This is a genomic window from Micromonospora sp. NBC_01655, from assembly GCF_026339755.1.
Lineage (GTDB): Bacteria > Actinomycetota > Actinomycetes > Mycobacteriales > Micromonosporaceae > Micromonospora.
The window spans coordinates 3,362,808-3,382,612 of sequence record NZ_JAPEQF010000001.1; the positions used below are offsets into that span (position 1 = coordinate 3,362,808).

Here is a 19,805-nt window from a genome sequence, read left to right on the forward strand (position 1 = left end):
TTCTCCTATGTCGTGTTGCGGTGGTGAGGGGTCGCCGCCGCGGCGGCGTGGGCCCGGGTCGCGGCGCGGGCGCCGTCGAACCGGAGGCGAGGCAGGTGGTAGGCGGCGGCGAGGTCCGGGCGCGGTTCGACGCGCAGCGTCGCGCGGCGGGCCGACCGCAGGGGCGCCGCGTCCGTCCAGGCCCCCGTGCCGAGCAGCGCGAGGGCCGCGGCGCCGAGCGCGGCACCGTGCTGCGCGGCGGCCGGGCGACTGATCGGCCGGCCGATGAGGTCGGCGAGCACCTGGAGCATCAGCCGGCCGCGGGCGCCACCGCCGGTCGCGGTGATCTCCGGGGCGGCGGGCACCGCGGCGAGCATCGTGCGCGCGGCGTCGGCCAGGCTGAAGCCGATGCCCTCGACCAGGGCGCGGGCCAGGTGGCCGTGCGTGTGCCCGAGGCCCAGCCCCAGGTAGGCGCCGCGTACGTCCACGCCGCCCTCGGCGACGGTGCCACCGGCAAGGGTGGGAACGCAGGTCAGCCCGTCCGCTCCCACCGGCACGGCGGCGGCCTCGTCGAGCAGTGCGTCGAGGTCGTCGTCGCGGCCGAGCGCGGCGGCCAGCCAGCTCAGGCTGCTGCCGCCGCCGAAGGTCGACAGGGCCGAGATGTACAGGCCCGGCAGGACGTGGTCGAACACGAACGGCCGGCCGACCGGGTCGAGCACCGGGTCGGCCGCGGCCACCGTGACCCAGTTGGAGGATCCCAGCGACACGTACGCCTCACCGGCGTGGTCCAGGCCCGACCCGAGCGCCATGCACGAGTTGTCGACCCCGCCGGCCACGACGGGCAGCCCGGCGGGTAGGCCGGTGGCGGTCGCGGCGTCCGCGGTGAGCCGGCCGACGATCTCGGTGGACGGCACGATGGGCGGCCACCAGTCGGCCGGCAGCCCGAGGGCCGCCAGCACGTCGGGCAGCATCCGCCGGATGCCGAGGTGGTAGGCGCCGCTGCCCGAGGCATAGCTCGGGTCGGTGCGCTGGACGCCGGTGAGCCGGGCGTTGACCCAGTCCTTGCTGCCGAGGATCCGCGTCGTCCGGGCGGCTACGGCCGGGTGCGCGGAGCGCAGCCACGCGGCCTTGAACACCGTGTACATGCCGCGCGGGAAGCCGTTGCCGGTGCGCGCGTACCAGTCGGTCTCGTCGGTGTCGGCGAAGTACGCCGCCGCCGCGTCCTCCCCGCGGGTGTCCGACCAGATCGGCACCGAGTCCAGCAGGGACGTGCCGTCGGCGTCGACCGGCACCATCGCCAGGCTGTGGCCGGACAAACCCACGGCGACGACGCGGTGCCGGCCGGCGTCGGCGGCCAGCAGCTCCCGCGACGAGCGGACGACCGCCGCCCACCAGTCCGTCGGGCGCTGCTCGTGGCATCCCGGCGCGGGATAGGTGGTGGGGTAGGGGGCGAACGCGGTGCCGACGACCCGCGCGGTCAGGTCGACGAGGGCGGCCTTGCAGCCGCCGGTGCCCAGGTCGAAGGCGAGCGCGACGTCGCTCATCTTCCCTCCCACCGGTCGGGGCCGCCCTGGTACGGCACCCCGGAGCGCATCTGCGCCAGCCGGGTCTTCATGTCGCGGACGTCGCCGAGCGCCGACTCGCCCCGGCGCAGCAGGGTCATCGTGGCGATGGTGTCGATGACGACGAGCTGGGCCAGGCGCGAGATCGTCGGGGTGTAGACGTCGGTGTTGTCGAGGGACTCGACGATCAGCGCGATGTCGCTCAGCTCGGCCAGCGGCGACAGGCCGCCGGTGATGCCGACGACGGTCGCCCCCCGCTCCCGGGCGACCCGCACGGTGTCCAGGATCGAGGTGGTGCGGCCGGTGTTCGAGATGGCCACCAGGACCGTCGACGGCGTGCTGGTGGACGCGGCGAGGAACTGCTGGTGGGTGTCGATCGGCGCCGAGCACGGCACCCCCAGCAGCGGGAACTTCTGCTCCGCGTCCATGGCCACGATGCCCGAGGCGCCGAGTCCGATGAAGACGACGCGGCTGGCGGCGGCGATGGCCGCCACCGCCCGGTCGAGGGCGTTCAGGTCGAGGTGGCGCCGTACGTGGTCCAGCGAGGTGATCGAGAAGTCGAAGATCTTGCTGACCGTGGTGGCGGTGTCGTCCTGGGCCTCGATCACCGACTGCGTCGCGGGGATGCCGAGCGCGACGCTCTGCGCCAGTTGGATGCGGAAGTCGTGGAACCCGTCGCAGCCGATCGCGTTGGCGAACCGGACGATGGTCGGCTGGCTGACCCCGACCGTCTCGGCGAGTTCGGCCAGCGTCATCCGGACGACCCCGTGGGGGTCGGCGAGGACGACGTCGGCGACCTTGCGTTCGGACCGGCGCAGTGTCTCCAGGCCCTTGTTGATGCGTTCCAGCACGGTCCCGGCGTTCATCGGGTGACCGTCAGGTCGAGGGTGCCGTCGTGGCGGGGTACGCGGACCGTGACGCCGCGCCGGGCGGCGGCGTCGAGGTCGAAGGTGGCCGGATCGACGGTGTTGAAGGCAAACATGCCCCAATGATGTGGCACCAGGGTGCCGATGCCGGCAGCCGCGCAGAGCGCCACGGCCTCGGCGAAGTCGAAGTTTCCGGGTACGCCGTGGGCGAGGCGGTGCGCGTCGCGTCCGTTGACCGGCAGCAGCGCCACGTCGATGTCCAGGGCGGCGAGCCGTTCGATCTGTCCGTCCCACGGCACGCAGTCGCCGGAGTGGTAGACGCGGGTGCCGGCGACCTCGACGACGTAGCCGAGGAAGTGGTCGTCGCCGCGGCTGTCCCGGACGCGTTCCTCGTGGGCGGCCGGCAGCGCCGTGACCGTGAAGGGCCCGTAGTCGACCCGGTCGCCGTCGGCGAGGGCGTCGAGCCGGGACCGGGGGGCGCGGGAGCGGCGCAGCGCCTGGTCGAGGACCGCGCGGGGGCAGGCCAGCCGCAGTTCAGGCTGGGCGGCCATCAGCGGTACCAGGGTGTCCGGGTCCATGTGGTCGGTGTGGGCGTGCGAGCTGAGCACCGCGCACAGCGGCGGAAGGTCCGCCGTGGTGACCGGGGGCGGGAGCATCCGGACGTGCGGGAACGTCGTGCCGGCGTACTTGCGGGCCAGGGAGTCCGACAGGTACGGGTCGACGAGCAGGTGCGCCGCACCGCCGGGGCCGGTGGCGGTGAGCCAGAACCCGGCCTGCCCGAGCCAGCGCGCCCGCACCGTCATCGCACGTCCTGGGCCGCGTCGTACAGCCGCTCGAAGTCCGGGCCGCTGGTGGGGATGCCGAGGTCGAACACGGCGTCGATCGCCCGGGTCCAGCCGTGCACGAAGTAGCGCCAGCCGTCGGCGACGGTGAGCGCGTCGGCCTCGGCCCGGGCCCGGGCCTGCCGCAGGAACCCGAGTTCCCCCCGGTAGTTGAACTCCCAGGCGTACCCGCCGTGCGGGAACGTGGCGTCGTCGCTCAGCGGGGAGCCGGGCCGGTCCTTGCCCATGCCGGTGGCGTTGACCACCAGCGCGCCCGGGGCGAGGCCCGCGAGCAGGTCGTCGTGCAGCTCGCCGGGGGCGAGGCGGTGGGTCCGCCAGGTGATCGCCGGGTCGCCGGCGGCGACGTCGGCGGTGATGGCGGCGAGACGCTGGTCGGCGATGTCGGTGACGACGACCCGGCCGGGGGCGTCGTCGCCGGCCCGGTGGGCGAAGTGGTCGCAGAGGGCGAGGGCGGCCCCGCCGGCCCCCATGACCAGCACGTCCCGGCCCGCCATGTCCGCGACGATCGACCGCAGGGCCATCTGGCTCGTGATGGTGTCCAGGGCCAGGCCGTCGATCCAGCCGTCCCGGGCCACCAGTGTGCTGGTCTCGCGCAGCCGCGCGGCGGCGTCGTTGACCTGCCGCAGCAGGTCGTGGCTGGACGCGTAGAGATCGAGCTTGTGGGTGGTCACCAGGGCGCCGCGCGAGAGTTCGTCGTCGCGCAGGTGCTCGACGACCCGTCGGTAGACCGCCGGCTCCGCGCCGACCGGAACGTCGATGCCGACGAGGTCGACCCGGTCCAGGCCGAGGAGGGGACGCCACGCCGCGAAGACGCGGTGGATCGCCGACGACGCGGTGCTGACGCCGACGAAGTACATGGTGGGCCGGGTGGCCGGCCGCAGGTCGTCGGGGGTCACGGCGTCACCTCCCCGGCCTGCGCGACCAGCCGCACGGCGTAGGCGGTGTTGATGCCGAACCGGGTCGCCCCGGCGTCGAGCAGGGCGTGGATCTGGGCCAGCGACCGGATGCCGCCGGATGCCTTGATCTCCCGGCCCGCCCCGGCGATCTCGCGGATCACGCGGACGTGCTCGGGCGTGGTCGGCTGGGACTGCCAGCCGGTACCGGTCTTCAGCGATGTGGCCCCGGCGTCGACCGCGGCCCGCGCCGCGTCGCGTAGCTGGCTCTCGTCGAGCAGGCCGACCTCGAGGATGACCTTGACGGGTACGCGCCCGTCGACGGCCTCCAGCACGGCGGCGACGTCCCGGGTGGCCGCGGCCGGTTCGCCGGACCGGACCAGCCCGACGTTCATCACGACGTCCATCTCCTGCACGCCGGCGTCGAGCAGCCAGCGGGCCTCGGCCACCTTGACCGGGGTGGCCGTGCCGCCGGACGGGAAGCCGACCGGGGATCCGGCGTTCGTGGTCGAGCCGTCGAGCAGCGGACGCAGCACGGGCAGCCAGGACGGCAGCACGTGGGCGGCGACGAAGTCACCGGCCAGGGCGTGGCCGGCCAGTTCCTCGATGTCCGCGCGGCCGTGCTGGGCCTGCACGGCGCTGATGTCGACCATGCGGGCCAACGCGTGGCCGGTGATCTCAACGGGGGACATAGGAGCGGTTCTCCTCCAGTCGCCATCCGTCGCCGTCGGCGACGGCCCGGTGCCGCATGCCGCCGGAGCGGGCGATGATGCCGTAGTCCTGGCCGGCGTCGGCGGGGTAGCAGAAGAGCGTGACCAGGTCGGTGTCGCCCAGGTTCACGCTGCGGTGGATGTGCGCCGGCGGCACGTACGCGACGACGCCGGGGCGCAGCTCGGTCACGACGGTGCGGCCGTCGAGGGTCTCCATCAGCATCAGCCCGTGGCCGGACAGGCAGTGGTAGATCTCGGTGCGGTCGTGTTGGGCGTGGATGTGGCCGCGGGTCATGTGGAACTCGGTGCCGACCCGGCCCGGTGACAGGGTGGAGATCCCGGTGATCAGGTCGCCCGCCTCGGTCGACGGGCGGAACTCGTCAACGTGGTAGATGACCCGGTCGGCCTCGGTCGCCAGGCGCGCGGTGAAGGCCGCCTCGTCGGTGAACAGCCCGCCGAGGTCGGCCAGCCTCTTCTCGTAGCGACCGGTGCGTCCGGTCACCCCCCTCGGGGTGATGACCAGGCCCGGTCCCTGTTGCGGTGTGGTCACCGTGCTCCTCCTGCTCCGGTCGGCGGACCCGTGCGGCGCGCCCCTCGGCTCACTTTGTAGCAAAGTTACATCAGGATGTCATCCGTCGGCGGGGCGGCGAGGCGCTGTTTGTAGCGAAACAGTCCCGATCTCACTCAGTTGGTGGAATGAACGGGGGTGCCATAACTGACATCTGCCTTCAAATGAGACTTGGAGCGGTAGTGCGACTACCGGCACTCGGCCTGCCGAGCTAACGTTCAGGAAACATCTCGTTGACATCTGGACCGTCAAATGTAGTGTTGCTCCGTACTTGTGGGCCTGCGCACACGGCACGCGTGCAGGGACCACAGCGAACGCCGAAGGGACGTGCCCCGGGTCGCCCCGGGTGGCGTCCCTTCGGCGGACCCCTGGTTCCTCGAAGAACGCCCGGGGAACGCCCCCACCACCTCTGGAGGAGAGATGTCCAACCGGACACGCGGCAAGACGTTGGCCCGTGGCGTCGCCGCACTGCTGGCCGTCACCCTGGCCACCACGGCCTGCGGTGCCGACGACTCGGGCGGTGGCGAGCCGGCCGACCCGATCGCCGGGCGTCCCGCGCCCACCGACCAGGCTCCGGACTCCGAGGTCAAGATCGCCATGATCGGGTTCGCCAACAACCCGTACTGGGTCTCGGTGAAGGCCGGCGCCGACTACGCCGACCGGGTGCTGGGCTCCCACAAGGGCAAGGTGGACTGGATCGTCGCGGGCGAGAACATCGACGTGCAGACGGTCTCCAGCGCCATTCGCGCCGCCGACGCCCAGGGCTACCAGGGCGTCGGGTTCTTCATCGCCGGCGAGGGCAACTGCGCCGACATCAAGAACCTGTCCGCCAAGGGCATCAAGATGGGCGTCTACAACACCCTCTTCGACTGCGTGGGAAGCTCCGGCGGCACCATCAACTACGCCCAGGAGCAGTACAAGGCCGGTCAGACCGCGGCCCAGGAGATGATCAAGGCCGCCGGTGACAAGTCCGGCAAGGTCGGCATCATCGTCAGCCAGTTCACCGCCCCCGGCTCCGAGCAGCGCCGACAGGGCTTCGTCGACGGGCTCAAGGGCTCGAAGCTGACCCCGGTCAGCCAGGGTGTCGAGGCCAAGGACTCCGCGTCCAACACCTTCGCGGCGGCGCAGAACTACCTGCAGTCCAACGCCGACCTCGTCGGCATCTACGCCACCGCCGGCGGCCCGTTCGGCGCGGCCCAGGCGGTCGCCGCCGCCAAGAAGCAGGACACCGTGAAGGTCATCGGTTTCGACATCACCACCGAGAACATCGCGGCCGTCAAGGACGGCTCGATGTACGGCGTGATCGGTCAGGACGCGTTCGGTCAGGGCTACAACGTCGCGGTCGAGCTGTTCAACGCCGCCGTGACCGGCAAGCAGCCCGCCGAGGTGAAGCAGGAGGCCACCGCCCCCTTCGTCACGAAGGACAACCTGGCAGAGCACGACCCCTCGGTGCTGCCGCTCGGCGCCCCGGGCGCCTCCTGATCGGAAGAAGCCACCACCTCATGGAACCGACTACCCATGTGGACGACGTCAGGACGGCGGCCCTCGTGGCCGCCGGCCTGACGAAGTCGTTCGGCGCCGTGAGGGCGCTACGCGACGTGTCGCTGGAGTTCCCGGCCGGCCAGGTCACCGGACTGCTCGGGGAGAACGGCGCCGGCAAGTCCACCCTCATCCGCCTGTGCTCGGGTCAGATGCAGCCCGACGCCGGCCGGCTGACCCTCGACGGCGAGGACGTCTCCTTCGCCAGCCCGCTCGAGGCGATCGCCGCCGGGGTCGTGGTGGTGAACCAGGAACCGCTGCTCATCAGCGAACTGACCATCGCCGACAACCTGTTCCTCTACGACCTCGGTGAGCGCTCCGGGTTCGCCCCCGCCCGCCGCGGGGCGAACGTCCAGCGGGCCCGTGAGCTGCTCGACCGGCTGGAGATGTCCGACTACCTGCCCGACCCGTCGACGCTGTGCCGCGACCTGTCCGCGGCGTCCCGGCAGATGGTCGACATCGTCCGGGCGCTCTCCCGCCAGCCCAAGGTCCTCTTCCTCGACGAGCCCAACTCCAGCCTGACGCACGAGGAGTCCGAGCGGCTCTTCGCGGTGATGGCCCGGCTGCGCGACGAGGGCGTCGCGGTCGTCCTCGTCAGCCACCGGCTGGCCGAGGTCTACTCGATCGTCGACAACGTGATCGTGCTGCGCGACGGCACGTTCGTCGCCGCCGGCCCGCCCGACGAGCTTCACCAGCAGCGCGCCGTCGCGTTGATGGCCGGCGAACGGAAGCGGGCGGTCGTGGCGGAGGTGCTGGCCGACCGGAGCGGGGCGATCGAACAGGCCGAGGTGGCACTCGAACTGCGGGGCCTGACTGGCGAGGGCTTCACCGACGTCAGCTTCGCGGTGCGCCGCGGTGAGATCGTCGGGATGTCCGGGCTGGTCGGCGCGGGCCGTACCGAGATCGCCGAGGCCGTGATCGGGCTGCGCCGCCCGACCGGCGGCGGCATCAGCGTCGCCGGCCGGCCCGTGTGGATCCCCGGGCCCGGCGCGGCCCAGCGGCTCGGCCTCGCCTACGTCGCGGAGGAACGCCGCACCGAGGTCTTCCACGCCCAGAGCGTCGGCTACAACCTCACCGTCAGGGTGCTGTCGAACCTGGGTCGGCTCGGCTGGGTCTCCCCCCGCCGGACCAGCGCGAAGGCGCGCGAGCTGACCGGGCGCTTCGGCGTCAAGGCCGCCTCCAGCGAGGCGCCCATCACCTCGCTGTCCGGCGGCAACCAGCAGAAGGTGCTGCTCGCGCGGGCCCTCGCGGCCCGGCCGAAGGTGCTGATCCTCGACGAACCGACGCGCGGCGTCGACGTCGGCACCAAGGCCGAGATCTACGCGACGCTGCGCGCACTCGCCCACGACGAGGGCCTGGCGGTGTGGTTCATCTCGTCCGAACTCGAGGAGATCGTCGAGCTGGCCGACCGCGTGGTCGTCGTCCGTGGTGGACGCGTGACCCTCGATGCCCCGAACAACGCCGGACCCCAGCCCATCGTCGCCGCGGCCATGGGCGCGACCGAAGGATCAGCATGAGTGCCACTCTCGCCCCCCAGAGGCAGGAGCGCTCCTGGAAGGAGGGCGTCCTGTCACTCGTCAAGCGCCAGGAGACCGGCCTGCTTGGCGTGATCATCGTACTGGCCCTGATCGTCAGCGTGGCGAACGAGAACTTCCTCCGCAAGGACAACCTCTACAACGTCCTGCAGACGGTGGTCGTGGTCGGCATCATCGCCGTCGGGCAGACGTTCGTCCTGATCGCCAAGGAGATCGACCTCTCGGTCGGCTCGGTGCTGGCCCTCTCGGCGGTCACCGCCGGCTCGGTCTACGGCAGCGGGGCCAACCCGTGGGTCGCCGCGGCCGTGGGCATCGGCGTCGGCGCGCTGTGCGGTTTCGCCGTCGGCTCCGTCGTCGTGCTCGGCCGGGTCAGCTCGTTCATCGTGACCCTCGGCATGCTGTCCATCGCGCGTGGACTGACCCAGCTCATCACCGGCGGGCTGCCCCAGGCGATGCCGAGGGAGCTGTCCTTCATCGGGCAGGGCCGGGTCTTCGGGGGCGTCCCGGTGAGCGTCGTCATCTTCCTGGTGCTGGTCCTGCTCGGCCAGTTCCTGCTCACCCGCACCGTCTTCGGCCTGCGGGTCACCGCCATCGGTGACAACGACGCCGCCGCCCGGACCGGCGGCATCCCGGTGGCGTGGACCCGGGTGCTCACCTTCGTCCTGATCGGCACGCTCGCCGGCGTCGCCGGGATCGTCTTCTCCACCCAGGTCGGCGTGGCCGAGGCCCAGGCCGGCATGGGCTACGAACTGGACGTCATCGCGGCGGCCGTCATCGGCGGCGCCAGCCTCTCCGGCGGCCGGGGATCGATCATCGGCGCCTTCCTGGGCGCCTGCCTGCTGGGCGTCCTGCGCAACGCGTTCATCCTGCTGGCCCTGTCGCCGTTCCTCCAGCAGCTCAGCATCGGCCTGGTCATCGTCCTAGCGGCGGTGTTCGACCAGTGGCGGCAGGGCAACCTGGGGCACCTGCACCCGCGCAACCTCCGCCAGCAGCTCGTCCGCCGCCGGGCCTGACCTCCGCCTCCCCGAAAGGACCCGCACCATGAAACCTCAACCCTTCCGCCGCCACGACCAGCGGGTCGTCCGGGCGTTCGTCGAGGCCCGCCGGGGCCACACCCCGACCGAGCCGCGGCTGAAGTTCGGCTGGAGCAACTGGGGATTCGGCACCGAGGAGCTGGCCGCGACGGCGGCCCGGCTGGAGAAGAACGACGTGCGGTACATCGAGCTGCACGGCAACCTCTACTCCGCCGACCTCGGCTACCGGCCCGACGAGACGCTGCGGGTGCTCGGCGAGCACGGCATCGCCGTCTCCGGCGTCTGCGGCATGGTCACCCCCGACCAGGAGTTCGCCCACAACCTGCCACACGTGCGGGCCCGCGCCATCGACTACTTCCGCCGCCAGGCGACGTTCGCCCAGGCGGTCGGCGGCTCGTACCTGCTCTTCGGCGCCGGCTCGGTCGGCCGGCCCACGGTCCTGGACTCCTACGAGCTGGAGCGCTCCGCCCAGACCATGCGCCTCGTGGCCGACGACTTCGCCGCCGCCGGCATCCGGGGCGCGGTCGAGCCCATCCGGCCCGAGGAGACCAGCGTGGTGCACACCTTCGCCCAGGCGCTGCGGCTGCTCGACCTGGTGGACCACCCGGCGATCGCGCACGTCAACGGCGACCTCTACCACATGCTCAGCGGCGAGCTGCACATCGGCGCCACGATCCTCGACCACGGCGACCGCATGATCAACTTGCACCTGGCCGACACCAACCGGCGGGCCCTCGGGCACGGCCTGCTCGACCTCGACGTGGTGATCATGGCGCTGTACGCCATCGGTTACCAGCGTGGCGACAACTACTGCTCGGCGGAGCCGCTCGGCGCCGGCGGCAACCCCTACGCCGCGATGAACCTGCCGCCGCAGCCCGAGCGGCTCGACGAGCTGGTACGCGACACCGTGCGGACGTTCCGCGAGCGCGAGGACGAGGTGCTGGGCGCGAGCGACGAGGAGCTGTACGCCCTCTACCAGATCGACTCCGAGTAGTCCGATGTCGGCGTTCACGCTGCACGTCGTGTGTCCGAACCCGGCCCTCGACCGGCTCCAGGTGGTGGAGCGGTTCCGGCCGTTCGAGGTCAACCGGGTGGTCGAGGTGCGCAGTCTCCCCGGCGGCAAGGGCATGATCGTCTGTCGGGGAGCCCGTCGCCTCGGCGCCACCGTCGCGGCGCACGGCTTCGTCGGCGGCGCCGTCGGCCAGGTGATCCGCGACGGCTGCGGCGACCTCGGCGTGCTCGACCGGCACGTCGGGATCGCCGGTGAGACCAGGGTGACGCCGGTCGTCATCGACCGGAGCACCGGTCGCTCGACGGTGCTCAACGAACGCGGCCCGCAGGTCACCGCCGGCGAACAGGAACAACTGCTCGCCGGAATCGAGGCGACGGTGCGCCCGGGGGACGTCGTGGTCGCCACGGGCAGCCTGCCGCCGGGCTGCGCCGCCGACCTGCACGCCCGGATCGCCCGACTGGCGCTCGCCCGGGGGGCGAGCGCCCTCGTCGACGCGCACGGCGAGGCCCTCGCCCGGGTCGTCGACGACGCCCGGACCAGCCGGCCCGCGGGTCGGCTCGTGGTCAAACCCAACGCCGAGGAATTGGCCGGCGTGCTGGGCCGGCCGCTGCCGGACCGGGCCGCCACGATGGCCGCCGCGCACGCCCTGCACGCGCAGACCGGCGCCACCTTCGTGGTGACCCTCGGCACCGACGGGGCGGTCTGGACCGACGGCGCCGACGACCTGGCGGTGGACACGCCGGTGGTCGAGACGGTCAACGCGACCGGCTCCGGTGACTCGTTCCTGGCCGGCCTCGCGGTCGCCCTGGGCCGCCGGGAGAGCCCGGCGGCGGCCCTGGCCCTGGCCTCGGCGATGGGGGCCGCCAACGCCGCCTCGCTCGCACCCGACGTCGACCCGGCGCTGGTCGAGCGGCTGCGCGGGACGGTGACGGTGACCAGGGGGACGACCGGACCGGCGGCCCGGGGATGAGCCAGTTCATCGGCGTCGACATCGGCACCACGCGGACGAAGGTCGGGTGTTACGACACCGACGCCGGCCGGCTGGTCGCGCTCCGGCACGCGCCCACCGTCGTCGACCCCGACCCGTGGGGCGGCCGGCGGGACGCCACGCGGCTCGCGGCGGCGGTCGGCGACCTGCTGGCCGACCTGCTGGCCGACCCGGCGGTACGGCCCGACGACCTCGCCGGGATCAGCGTCGGGTCGGTCGGGGAGGAGGTCGTGCTGCTCGCCACCGACGGCGCCGTCACCGCGCCGGTGCTCGCCTGGTTCGCCCGGCACGGCCAGCAGGCCAAGGCGGCCCTGGGCGCCGACAGCGGCTGGGCCGGCACGGACGAGACCTTCTCGGTGTTCAAGCTGCGCTGGCTGGCGGAGCACCTGCCCGACGACCTGGCGGCGGCGCGCACCTTCACCTCGCTCGCCGACTTCGTCGCCCGCGACCTGCTCGCCGACCGTACGGCCCCGGTGTTCCTCAACGTCTCGCACGCCTCGCGGACCGGGCTGCTCGACATCCACGCGGGCGCGCTGCGTACGGACGTGCTGCCGGACCTCGACCTGGCCACGCTGGCGCCGCCCGACCTGGTCGACAGCGCCACCGTGCTGGGCCGCGCGTCGGGCGAGGGCGTGCTGCCGGCCGGTGTCCCCGTGGTCGCCGGCGGCCACGACCACATGTGCGGCGCCTTCGGCACCGGCGTGCGCAGCGCCGGCGACGTCTACGTGTCGGTCGGCACCTCCGAGGCGCAGGTGCTGCTGGTCGACGAACTGCCCGACCCGGTCGGGCCGGGCCTCGACACGGGGATCTTCGTGGCCGGCGGCCTGCGTTTCGTGCACCGCGCCACCCCGTCCGGCCGGTACTACCAGGCCTGGCACGACATGCTCTATCCCGGGGTCGCCGACGCGACGATGTGGGCGGAACTGGCTCGCGTCGTCGACCAGGTCGACCCGGCGGTGATCGAGGCCGACCTGCGCCGCGCCCGCCTCGCCGCCATGCCGATGGACGTCACCCGCGGCCACGCGATGGCCAGCCTGCTGCGGGGACTCGCGGTGGAGGCCGAGGCGACGACCGCGCGGCTGGGCCGGATCGGTGCCGTCGAGATCGCCGACATCACCGTCGGCGGTGTGGCCGCCGGCTGGCCGACGTGGCGCCGGCTGCGCCAGGAGGCCACCCGCCGCCGACTGAGATTCGTGGACGAGCCGGAGGCGACCGTTCTCGGCGTCGCCGTTCTCGCCCAGTTCGGTGTCACCGGCCGGGCCGACGTCCCGGTGCACCTCACCACCGCCGAGTCCCCAGGGGGAGACCATGCACACGCCTGAGCTGCTGCGCACGTACCGGCTGGTTCCGGTCGTCGTCCTCGACGACGCCGCGTCGGCCGAGCCGCTGGCCGACGCGCTGGCGACCGGGGGCCTGCCGATCGCCGAGGTCACCTTCCGTACCCCGGCGGCGGCCGAGGCGATCGCCAGGATGGCCGCCCACGGCGGCGTCACGGTCGGCGCCGGCACCGTCACCACCCCCGACCAGGTGGACGCCGCGGTGCGGGCCGGTGCACGGTTCGTCGTGTCGCCCGGGTTCAGCGCGGCCGTCGTCCGCCGGTGCCAGCAGCACGGGATCTTCGTGCTGCCGGGCGCGAGCACCGCGACCGAGGTCATGACGGCCCTGGACGCGGGGGTCACGGTGCTCAAGTTCTTCCCCGCCGGCAGCTCCGGCGGGGCCGCGGCGGTGTCCGCCCTGTCCGCGCCGTTCGGCCGGGTCTCGTTCGTGCCGACCGGCGGCATCGACGCCGCCTCGACCGCCGACTACCTCGCGTTGCCGTCGGTCCTCGCCGTGGGCGGAAGCTGGATGGTGCCCCGCGCGGCGATCGCCGCCGGCGAGTTCGACCGCGTCGCGGACCTGGTGGCCGCCAGCGTGGCGGCCGTCAGGCGCTGAACCCGGCGGCTGGGGCGGCAGCGGGCGTCCGCCCCAGCGCCAGCTCACGCGCCTCATCGCCCTCCGCAGGGCGCCCTCCGGCGCCGTTGCGGCCAGGGTGCCCGTGCCCCTTGCCGGGCAATTGCTATACGGTCGGCGGGTGATGGTCGAGGAGCACTGGTGGAACGGAGACACGACCCGGCGCGGGCGTCGAGACGTGTACATCCGCACCGACGGTCGGCGTTGGGACGTCCAAGCACAGATCGGCGGCGAGTCCGGGCGTTCCCGGGTACAGGAATGCCCCAGTCGGGCGTCGGCGACCATTCTCGCCGGCGCCTGGCGTGGCAACCATCCTGCCTGGCGCGAGCTGCCGCGCTGACGCCCGGGCCGACCGGCACGGCTCCGCAAGGGCCGTGCCGGTCGGCCCCGACCGCAGGCGCCACCGGCCGGGGTGCGGGGCCGTGTCAGGATGTGGCGGTGTCGTATCCTCCTCATCCGTCGTACCCGCCGATGCCCGGCGCCGTCACGCCGCTGATCGCCTACCCGCACCCGATCTCGCCGCCCCCGGGCCACGCCGTGCTCGTCGTCTCGGTCAACCGCGGGCCGTACCTCGTGCCCGCCCCGTCCACCAGCCGGTTCAAGGTCGACAGGCAGGTGGTGGCGATCCCCGGCGAGGGCACCTGGCACGTGGCCGTCCCGGCGGGTCCGCATGACGTCCGCTACACCGACTTCATGGGCATCCCCGTCATGACCACCACGCTCGTCGCCCACCCCGGGGCCCTGCATCCCCTGGCGTTCCGGTTCGGCGGCTGGCGCAACCGCGTCTACGACGGGCACGGCACCGACGTGACGAAGTTCGGTATGTGGTCGAACTACAGCATCCTGCTCGTCACACTGGTCGTGCTCGGGGTGCTCTGCTGCGGTGGCTTCGGGCTGGTCGCAGGTCTGTCCACTTCGCCCTGACCGTCGCGGCCGGCGACGGCGGCCGGGTCAGTGCCCTACCCCGGGTTCCGCCCGGTCCCGTCGCGGCCCGACTGGTCGGCGACGGTCGTGCTCGGGCGGGGTCGGTACGGGGACCGGCATCCTGGTCGCCCAGGTCAGCGCGGTGCCCTCGACCCGTAGTCCGACCAGGGCGCCGGCGGCCGGCAGGCCGGTGGTGCCGAAGACGCGGGCGGTGATCGTCCCGGCGTCGGTGAGGCGCAGCGTGATCAGGGCGTCGTGGCCATGGAAGGCGATCGTCTCGACGGTGGCCGGTACGCCCTCGCCTGCCCGGCCGACCCGGATCTGCTCCGGGCGCAGCATGACGTCGACCTCGGTGGTGGTGGGTGCCGACCAGCCGGGGCGTGGTGGGGCGATCGGCACCGCACCCAGTGGGGTGTGCAGGGTCCCGTCGTGGACCTGGCCGGTCAGCAGGATCGCGTCCCCGATGAAGGCCGCGGTCCACGGGTCGGTGGGATGGTGGTAGATGTCGGCGGGGGTTGCGGCCTGGACGATGGCGCCCGCGCGCATGACGGCCACCTGATCGGCGACGGAGAGGGCCTCGCCCTGGTCGTGGGTGACGAGAACGGCGGTGGCCCCGTCGGCGCGTAGCGCGGCCCGGATGTCGTCGCGCAGGTCGGCGCGGAGCGCCGCGTCCAGCGAGCTGAACGGCTCGTCGAGCAGGATCAGTGCCGGCCTGGGTGCCAGGGCGCGGGCGACGGCGATCCGCTGCTGCTGTCCACCGGAGAGTTGGTGCGGCATTCGATCGCCGTGGTCGGCGAGTCCGACCAGGGTCAGCACCTCGTGGACCCGGCTGGTGCGGCGGGTCGCGCGGTCCAGCCCGTACGCCACGTTGTCCCGGACCGACAGGTGCGGGAAGAGGGCGCTCTCCTGCGGCACGATCGCCACCTTGCGTCGGTGGGGCGCGAGGTGGGTGCTGTCGCCGGCCACGGTGCGGCCGTCGACGGTGATGCTGCCGGCGTCGATGTGCTCGAAGCCGGCGACGCAGCGCAGGAGGGTGGTCTTGCCGCAGCCGGACGGGCCGAGGACGGCGGTGAGGGTGCCCGGCGCTACCGTCAGGTCGACCCGGGTGAGTGCGTCCACCGGGCCGTAGCGCTTGGCCACTGCCCGCAGTTCCAGGTAGCTCACGACTGGTTCTCCTTGATCAGGACTCCGGTGCGGGCGGTCAGCAGCCAGGTGGGCACCGAGGAGAGCCCGACCAGCAACGCCGCGTACGGCGCGGCGGCGGCATAGGCGGCCACCGAGGTGTTCGTCCACAGCTCGGTGGCGAGGGTGTCGGTGCCGGTGGGTCGCAGCAGCAGTGTCGCCGGCAGCTCCTTCATGCAGGCGAGGAAGACCAGGGCGACACCGGCCGCGATGCCCGGCAGGGTGAGTGGCAGGGTGACCGTGCGCAGCACGGTCACCGGTCCGCGACCGAGCGACCGGGCGACGTCCTCCAGGACCGGCGGTGCCTGCGCAGCCGCGCCGGTCACGGCGGCGGTGGCGAGCGGGAGGAACAGCGCGGCGTAGCCGAGCGCCAACAACGCGGTGCTCTGGTAGAGCGGGTACACGACGTTGATCCCGAAGAAGACCAGGGACAGGCCGATCACCAGCCCCGGCAGGGCGTGGCTGAGGTAGCTGAGTCGTTCCAGGACGGTGGAGATCATCCCGGGGGCCCGGGCGGTGAGCAGGCCCAGCGGCAGGGCGAGCAGCATGGTGAGCGCGGCGCCGGCGAGCGAGAGCGACAGCGAGTTGCCGGCCGCGGTGGCCACCTCGGTCCAGTCGCCGGGGCGGGAGACGCCTTCCGCGAGCCGGCGGGCGAGGCTGGCCGCCGGGACACCGAGGGCGAGCACCGCGACCGCGGTCAGGCCGCCGACGGCGGGCCAGCCCCACCGGCCCAGGTCGATCCGCATCGGCGACCGGCGGGCGCCGCGCAGGGACGCGTACCGTCTCCCCGGTCGGCGGGTCGCCGTCTCCCCGGCGAGGATCAGCACGGTGAGCCCGACCAGCACCAGCGACAGCACCAGGGCGCCGGTGCGGTCGAAGCCGAGGTCGAAGGCGATGAAGATGGCCCGGGTGAAGGTGTCGGCGCGCAGGATGGAGACCGCACCGAAGTCGGCGAGGACGTACAGGGCCACCAGGAGGCCGCCCCCGGTCAGCGCGGGCCGGATCTGGCGCAGGGTCACCGCGGTGAAGGTCGCCCAGCCGCCCCGGCCCAGTGACCGGGACACCTCCTCCTGCGCCGGGTCGCTGCCGGCGAGCGCGGCGGCGACCGGCAGGAAGACATAGGGGTACGAGCAGAGTGTCAGTACCAGCGCGGCCGGCCAGAACCCCTCGAACCCGTCGACGGTCGACACCCAGGTGAACGCGGCGATGTAGGTCGGCACCGCGAGGGGCAGCGCGGCGAGCACCGCGAAGAGCCGCCGCATCGGCAGGTTGGTGCGGACCACCAGGAACGCCGCGCCGACTCCGAGCAGCAGGCAGCCGACGGTGACCACTGTGGCCAGACCCAGGGTGTGCAGCGCCAGTCGGGAGACCCGGCGGGTGAGCAGCTCTTCGGTGATCCGCGTCCAACCCGCCTCCCCGGTGCGCACCACCAGGTAGGCCAGGGGGATCAGGGTCACCGCGACGGCGACGAGCGACAGGGCGAGCAGGACCGGGCGCGGTGGCCGGCGGCGGAACGCCCGTCGGGAGGCGGACCCGCCGGCACGGGTTCGCCTCCCGACGGTCAACGGAGCGTTCAGGGGACGAGCCCCGATTCCTTGATCAGGTTGATGGTCGCCTCAAGCCGGTCGAGCTCGTTCAGGTCGACCGCGGGGACCTTCAACGTGTCCAGCGCCGGGGCGTACGCCGGAGCGGGAACCCCGCCGACGACCGGGTACTCGTAGGTCTTCTCGGCGAAGTACGTCTGCGCCTCGGGGCCGAGCAGGTAGTCGACGAAGGTCCGCACGTCGGGATCCTGGGCCGCCTTCCTGAGCACTCCGATCCCGGCGACGTTGACCAGTGCGCCGGTGTCGCCGTTGGGGAAGAAGTGCAGCTTGGCCTTCATCTTCTCCGGGGTGGTGCCGCGCTCGTGGGCGATCTCACCGAGGTAGTAGTGGTTGACCAGCCCGACCGCCAGCTTGCCGGCGTCGACCTCCTCCACGATCGGGGCGTTGCCCTCGCGTACCTGCGGGGCGTTGGCCTTCAGCCCGGCGAGGAACTCCTTGGCCCTGGCCTCGCCGTGCTGCACGGTGACAGCGGTGACGAACGCCTGGAAGGAGGCGTTGGTCGGTGCGACGCCGACCTTGCCCTTCCAGGCCGGGCCGGTCAGGTCGAAGACCGATGCCGGTAGCTGGGCGGCCGGCACGAGGTCCGGGTTGTAGACCAGGACCCGGGATCGTGCGGTCACGCCCACCCACTGCCCGCTGCTGGCGCGGTAGGTCTGCGGCACCTTGGCGACGACGTCTGCGGGAAGCGGTGCGAACAGGCCCTTCTTGGCCACGGCGCCGAGCGCGCCGGCGTCCTGGGCGAGGAACGCGTCGGCCGGTGACTTCTCGCCCTCCTCAAGCAGTTGGGTGGCCATCGCCGCGGTTCCGGCGTAACGGACCTCGACGGTGATGCCGGACTGCTGGGTGAACTTCTCCAGCAGGGGCTTGACCAGCGACTCGCTGCGACCGCTGTAAAGCGTGATCTTCTTGTCGGAAGCCGGGGCGGCGGCGTCGTCGGTCGGCGCCGACTCGCCGCCGCAGGCGGTGGCCCCGAGCAGGAGAAGACCGGCGCAGGCCAGCGAGAGGAGGGGAGTTCGGACGGGGGCGCGCACGGCGGTGCTCCTTGGGTAGCTGGGCAGAGCCGGGCCCTGGCTCTTCTACTGGCTGTAGAAGTTAGCAGAGCCTAACCTCACTTAGCTACCGCCCGGGGTGCTCCCCACGCCAGCGGTGCCCGCTCACCCGATCCGGATACGCGCACTCCGCATGAGTTCGTGCAGGTCGTAGACGCACTCCCCGGTCCACACCACGGAACCCGCGGCGAGCAGGGCGGGGACGGCCGCCATCAGGCGGGACCTGCTGCCGGACCGGTCCCGCAGCAGCGATGCCACCCGACGGGGCACCGCCCCGGCCCGGGCGACGTCCGACTCGGCCGGAGTGAGGCGCAGGACGTCGGCCCGGCCCGGACGCCCCGAGGCGGCCAGCGCCGCCGCGCCGATCGCCCGGGCGACGACCCGACGGCTACCGACATCGACGGCGGCCCGCTCGTCGGCGTCCCGCTCGACGAGGTATTCGATCCGCCGCATCTCCCACCAGAACACCGGGTGCGCCGCCGCGGCGAACTGCGTCAGCCGGATCAACCGGTGATGCCGCCCGGCCAGGTGTGCCCGCTCGTGCGCCAGCAGCGCGGCGAAGTGCGCGTCGTCGAGCACGGCCCGCATGCCGGTCGTCACCACGATCCGATCCGGGGGGCCCGGCACCGCGAACGCGTCGACCCGGGCGTCGTCAAGGACCACCAACTGCCCGCCCGCCAGCGCCGGTAGCTCGGCGTACCGGCGCAGGGCCGCCTGCGTCCGTCGGTGCCGGCGGGCCAGCCGTACGAGGGCGACACCCGCGACGGCCAGCATCAGCAGGGACAGCCAGGACACCCACGGCACATGCGCGGTGTCCTGCCGCACGACCTGGTCCGAGAAGTCGAGGCGACGGGCCACGGCGGGTGTCTCGGCCGCCGCCTTGACCGCGAAGGCGGCCACGTTCACCAGGCCGGCACCGGCGGCGACCGCCATCGACCAGGCCAGGACCACGGCGGCCGGGCCCGGCCGGAGCCGCTCGCTCAGCAGCCGGGCCGCCGCGAGCACCAACAGCGGGGTCACCACCACAGACCAGACGAAGTGATCGAACATGTCCCTCCTCCGATCCAAGGACCTGGCCAGTCTGCCACCATCGAGCTGACCTGCTGGTGTCGCGAGCGTCCGGGGCGGTCGGTAGGCTTTGCCGGTGGCGGCCAACGATCAACCCGACAGCGACCGGCACGGCAACCGCCGCCGCCCCGGCGAGTTGGAAGCCGAGATCATCACCGCGCTCGTCGGCGCGGGCCGCGCACTCACCCCCGCCGAGGTGCGCGAGAGGCTGGACTGGTCCCCGCCGCTGTCGTACAGCACTGTTGTGACCACCCTCACCCGCCTGTTCGACAAGGACGCGGTGACCCGCCAACGAGATGGACGCGCCTACCGCTACGCCGCCGTCACCGACGCGCCCGCCCTCGTCGCCGGCCGGATGGGCCGGCTGCTGAGGGCCGAAGCCGACCATGCCTCGGTACTGCGGCGCTTCGTCAGTGCTCTCGACGAACAGGACGAACAGCTCCTGCGCCGCCTTCTCCTCGAAGCTGGCGACTGACCCGCCCCGCCCCGGCTGGAGACCC

General features: G+C 72.9%; 19 protein-coding genes. 9 read left to right on the top strand and 10 right to left on the bottom strand.

Annotated elements, in window-relative coordinates:
* Positions 1 to 5: 5 nt before the first annotated feature.
* The 6 genes from OOK41_RS15705 to OOK41_RS15730 are packed head-to-tail and all read right to left on the bottom strand — an operon-like array spanning position 6 to position 5,402.
* Positions 6 to 1,523: an FGGY-family carbohydrate kinase gene (locus OOK41_RS15705; RefSeq protein WP_266265655.1), complete on the bottom strand. Its 1,518-nt coding sequence runs from the start codon at positions 1,521 to 1,523 to the stop codon at positions 6 to 8.
* Positions 1,520 to 2,407 (bottom strand): MurR/RpiR family transcriptional regulator, encoded by an 888-nt coding sequence (locus tag OOK41_RS15710; RefSeq protein ID WP_266265656.1) that lies wholly within the window; start codon positions 2,405 to 2,407, stop codon positions 1,520 to 1,522. Before OOK41_RS15710 ends, OOK41_RS15705 begins: the two co-directional genes overlap by 4 nt.
* Positions 2,404 to 3,210: an MBL fold metallo-hydrolase gene (locus tag OOK41_RS15715; RefSeq protein WP_266265658.1), complete on the bottom strand. Its 807-nt coding sequence runs from the start codon at positions 3,208 to 3,210 to the stop codon at positions 2,404 to 2,406. The genes OOK41_RS15710 and OOK41_RS15715 overlap by 4 nt, the downstream gene beginning before the upstream one ends.
* Positions 3,207 to 4,145, bottom strand: a complete 939-nt coding sequence (locus tag OOK41_RS15720) for a hypothetical protein (RefSeq protein ID WP_266265659.1) — start codon at positions 4,143 to 4,145, stop codon at positions 3,207 to 3,209. Before OOK41_RS15720 ends, OOK41_RS15715 begins: the two co-directional genes overlap by 4 nt.
* Positions 4,142 to 4,834 carry a deoxyribose-phosphate aldolase gene (deoC, locus tag OOK41_RS15725; RefSeq protein WP_266265661.1) on the bottom strand — a complete coding sequence of 231 codons (693 nt, stop codon included), beginning with the start codon at positions 4,832 to 4,834 and terminating at the stop codon, positions 4,142 to 4,144. The genes OOK41_RS15720 and deoC overlap by 4 nt, the downstream gene beginning before the upstream one ends.
* Positions 4,821 to 5,402 (bottom strand): glucose-6-phosphate isomerase family protein, encoded by a 582-nt coding sequence (locus OOK41_RS15730; RefSeq protein ID WP_266265662.1) that lies wholly within the window; start codon positions 5,400 to 5,402, stop codon positions 4,821 to 4,823. Before OOK41_RS15730 ends, deoC begins: the two co-directional genes overlap by 14 nt.
* 438 nt (positions 5,403 to 5,840) lie before the next feature.
* On the opposite strand from OOK41_RS15730, the gene OOK41_RS15735 reads away from it, so the two are divergent.
* The 8 genes from OOK41_RS15735 to OOK41_RS15770 all read left to right on the top strand — a co-directional run bounded on the left by OOK41_RS15735 (position 5,841) and on the right by OOK41_RS15770 (position 14,402).
* On the top strand, positions 5,841 to 6,902 hold the full coding sequence (locus OOK41_RS15735) for a sugar ABC transporter substrate-binding protein (RefSeq protein WP_266265663.1): 1,062 nt from the start codon (positions 5,841 to 5,843) through the stop codon (positions 6,900 to 6,902).
* 20 nt (positions 6,903 to 6,922) lie between these two features.
* A complete protein-coding gene (locus OOK41_RS15740; protein ID WP_266265664.1) occupies positions 6,923 to 8,476 on the top strand; it encodes a sugar ABC transporter ATP-binding protein in 1,554 nt (517 codons plus the stop codon).
* Positions 8,473 to 9,507, top strand: coding sequence for an ABC transporter permease (locus tag OOK41_RS15745; RefSeq protein WP_266265666.1), 1,035 nt, complete (start codon positions 8,473 to 8,475; stop codon positions 9,505 to 9,507). Before OOK41_RS15740 ends, OOK41_RS15745 begins: the two co-directional genes overlap by 4 nt.
* A 28-nt stretch (positions 9,508 to 9,535) precedes the next feature.
* Positions 9,536 to 10,522, top strand: a complete 987-nt coding sequence (locus OOK41_RS15750; RefSeq protein WP_266265668.1) for a sugar phosphate isomerase/epimerase — start codon at positions 9,536 to 9,538, stop codon at positions 10,520 to 10,522.
* A 4-nt stretch (positions 10,523 to 10,526) separates the two neighbouring features.
* On the top strand, positions 10,527 to 11,510 hold the full coding sequence (locus tag OOK41_RS15755) for a 1-phosphofructokinase family hexose kinase (RefSeq protein ID WP_266265669.1): 984 nt from the start codon (positions 10,527 to 10,529) through the stop codon (positions 11,508 to 11,510).
* Complete coding sequence (locus OOK41_RS15760; protein WP_266265670.1) at positions 11,507 to 12,850, top strand: L-fuculokinase; 1,344 nt, start codon at positions 11,507 to 11,509, stop codon at positions 12,848 to 12,850. Before OOK41_RS15755 ends, OOK41_RS15760 begins: the two co-directional genes overlap by 4 nt.
* Positions 12,837 to 13,460, top strand: coding sequence for a bifunctional 4-hydroxy-2-oxoglutarate aldolase/2-dehydro-3-deoxy-phosphogluconate aldolase (eda, locus tag OOK41_RS15765; protein WP_266265672.1), 624 nt, complete (start codon positions 12,837 to 12,839; stop codon positions 13,458 to 13,460). Before OOK41_RS15760 ends, eda begins: the two co-directional genes overlap by 14 nt.
* Before the next feature lie 456 nt (positions 13,461 to 13,916).
* Complete coding sequence (locus OOK41_RS15770) at positions 13,917 to 14,402, top strand: hypothetical protein (RefSeq protein ID WP_266265674.1); 486 nt, start codon at positions 13,917 to 13,919, stop codon at positions 14,400 to 14,402.
* A gap of 27 nt (positions 14,403 to 14,429) precedes the next feature.
* On the opposite strand, the gene OOK41_RS15775 is transcribed toward OOK41_RS15770, so the two are convergent.
* From OOK41_RS15775 to OOK41_RS15790, 4 genes are all read right to left on the bottom strand, one after another.
* Positions 14,430 to 15,566 carry an ABC transporter ATP-binding protein gene (locus tag OOK41_RS15775; protein ID WP_266265676.1) on the bottom strand — a complete coding sequence of 379 codons (1,137 nt, stop codon included), beginning with the start codon at positions 15,564 to 15,566 and terminating at the stop codon, positions 14,430 to 14,432.
* Entirely contained in the window at positions 15,563 to 17,071 is a 1,509-nt protein-coding gene (locus OOK41_RS15780) for an iron ABC transporter permease (RefSeq protein WP_266267839.1), read from the bottom strand. The genes OOK41_RS15775 and OOK41_RS15780 overlap by 4 nt, the downstream gene beginning before the upstream one ends.
* 86 nt (positions 17,072 to 17,157) lie before the next feature.
* The gene (locus tag OOK41_RS15785; RefSeq protein ID WP_266265678.1) at positions 17,158 to 18,219 is read right to left on the bottom strand and encodes an iron ABC transporter substrate-binding protein; all 1,062 of its coding nucleotides are present in this window, start codon (positions 18,217 to 18,219) and stop codon (positions 17,158 to 17,160) included.
* 123 nt (positions 18,220 to 18,342) lie between these two features.
* Entirely contained in the window at positions 18,343 to 19,287 is a 945-nt protein-coding gene (locus OOK41_RS15790; protein WP_117669914.1) for a M56 family metallopeptidase, read from the bottom strand.
* A 94-nt stretch (positions 19,288 to 19,381) separates the two neighbouring features.
* Here OOK41_RS15790 and OOK41_RS15795 point away from each other — a divergent pair, with 94 nt between their 5' ends.
* Positions 19,382 to 19,780: a BlaI/MecI/CopY family transcriptional regulator gene (locus OOK41_RS15795; RefSeq protein WP_117669912.1), complete on the top strand. Its 399-nt coding sequence runs from the start codon at positions 19,382 to 19,384 to the stop codon at positions 19,778 to 19,780.
* Positions 19,781 to 19,805: the final 25 nt, after the last annotated feature.

Bases quoted from the DNA above. Each gene is read 5' to 3' on its own strand.
- OOK41_RS15705 (WP_266265655.1), bottom strand. From the start codon at position 1,523: ATGAGCGACGTCGCGCTCGCCTTCGACCTGGGCACCGGCGGCTGCAAG.
- OOK41_RS15710 (WP_266265656.1), bottom strand. From the start codon at position 2,407: ATGAACGCCGGGACCGTGCTGGAACGCATCAACAAGGGCCTGGAGACA.
- OOK41_RS15715 (WP_266265658.1), bottom strand. From the start codon at position 3,210: ATGACGGTGCGGGCGCGCTGGCTCGGGCAGGCCGGGTTCTGGCTCACC.
- deoC (WP_266265661.1), bottom strand. From the start codon at position 4,834: ATGTCCCCCGTTGAGATCACCGGCCACGCGTTGGCCCGCATGGTCGAC.
- OOK41_RS15735 (WP_266265663.1), top strand. From the start codon at position 5,841: ATGTCCAACCGGACACGCGGCAAGACGTTGGCCCGTGGCGTCGCCGCA.
- OOK41_RS15740 (WP_266265664.1), top strand. From the start codon at position 6,923: ATGGAACCGACTACCCATGTGGACGACGTCAGGACGGCGGCCCTCGTG.
- OOK41_RS15745 (WP_266265666.1), top strand. From the start codon at position 8,473: ATGAGTGCCACTCTCGCCCCCCAGAGGCAGGAGCGCTCCTGGAAGGAG.
- OOK41_RS15750 (WP_266265668.1), top strand. From the start codon at position 9,536: ATGAAACCTCAACCCTTCCGCCGCCACGACCAGCGGGTCGTCCGGGCG.
- OOK41_RS15755 (WP_266265669.1), top strand. From the start codon at position 10,527: ATGTCGGCGTTCACGCTGCACGTCGTGTGTCCGAACCCGGCCCTCGAC.
- OOK41_RS15760 (WP_266265670.1), top strand. From the start codon at position 11,507: ATGAGCCAGTTCATCGGCGTCGACATCGGCACCACGCGGACGAAGGTC.
- eda (WP_266265672.1), top strand. From the start codon at position 12,837: ATGCACACGCCTGAGCTGCTGCGCACGTACCGGCTGGTTCCGGTCGTC.
- OOK41_RS15790 (WP_117669914.1), bottom strand. From the start codon at position 19,287: ATGTTCGATCACTTCGTCTGGTCTGTGGTGGTGACCCCGCTGTTGGTG.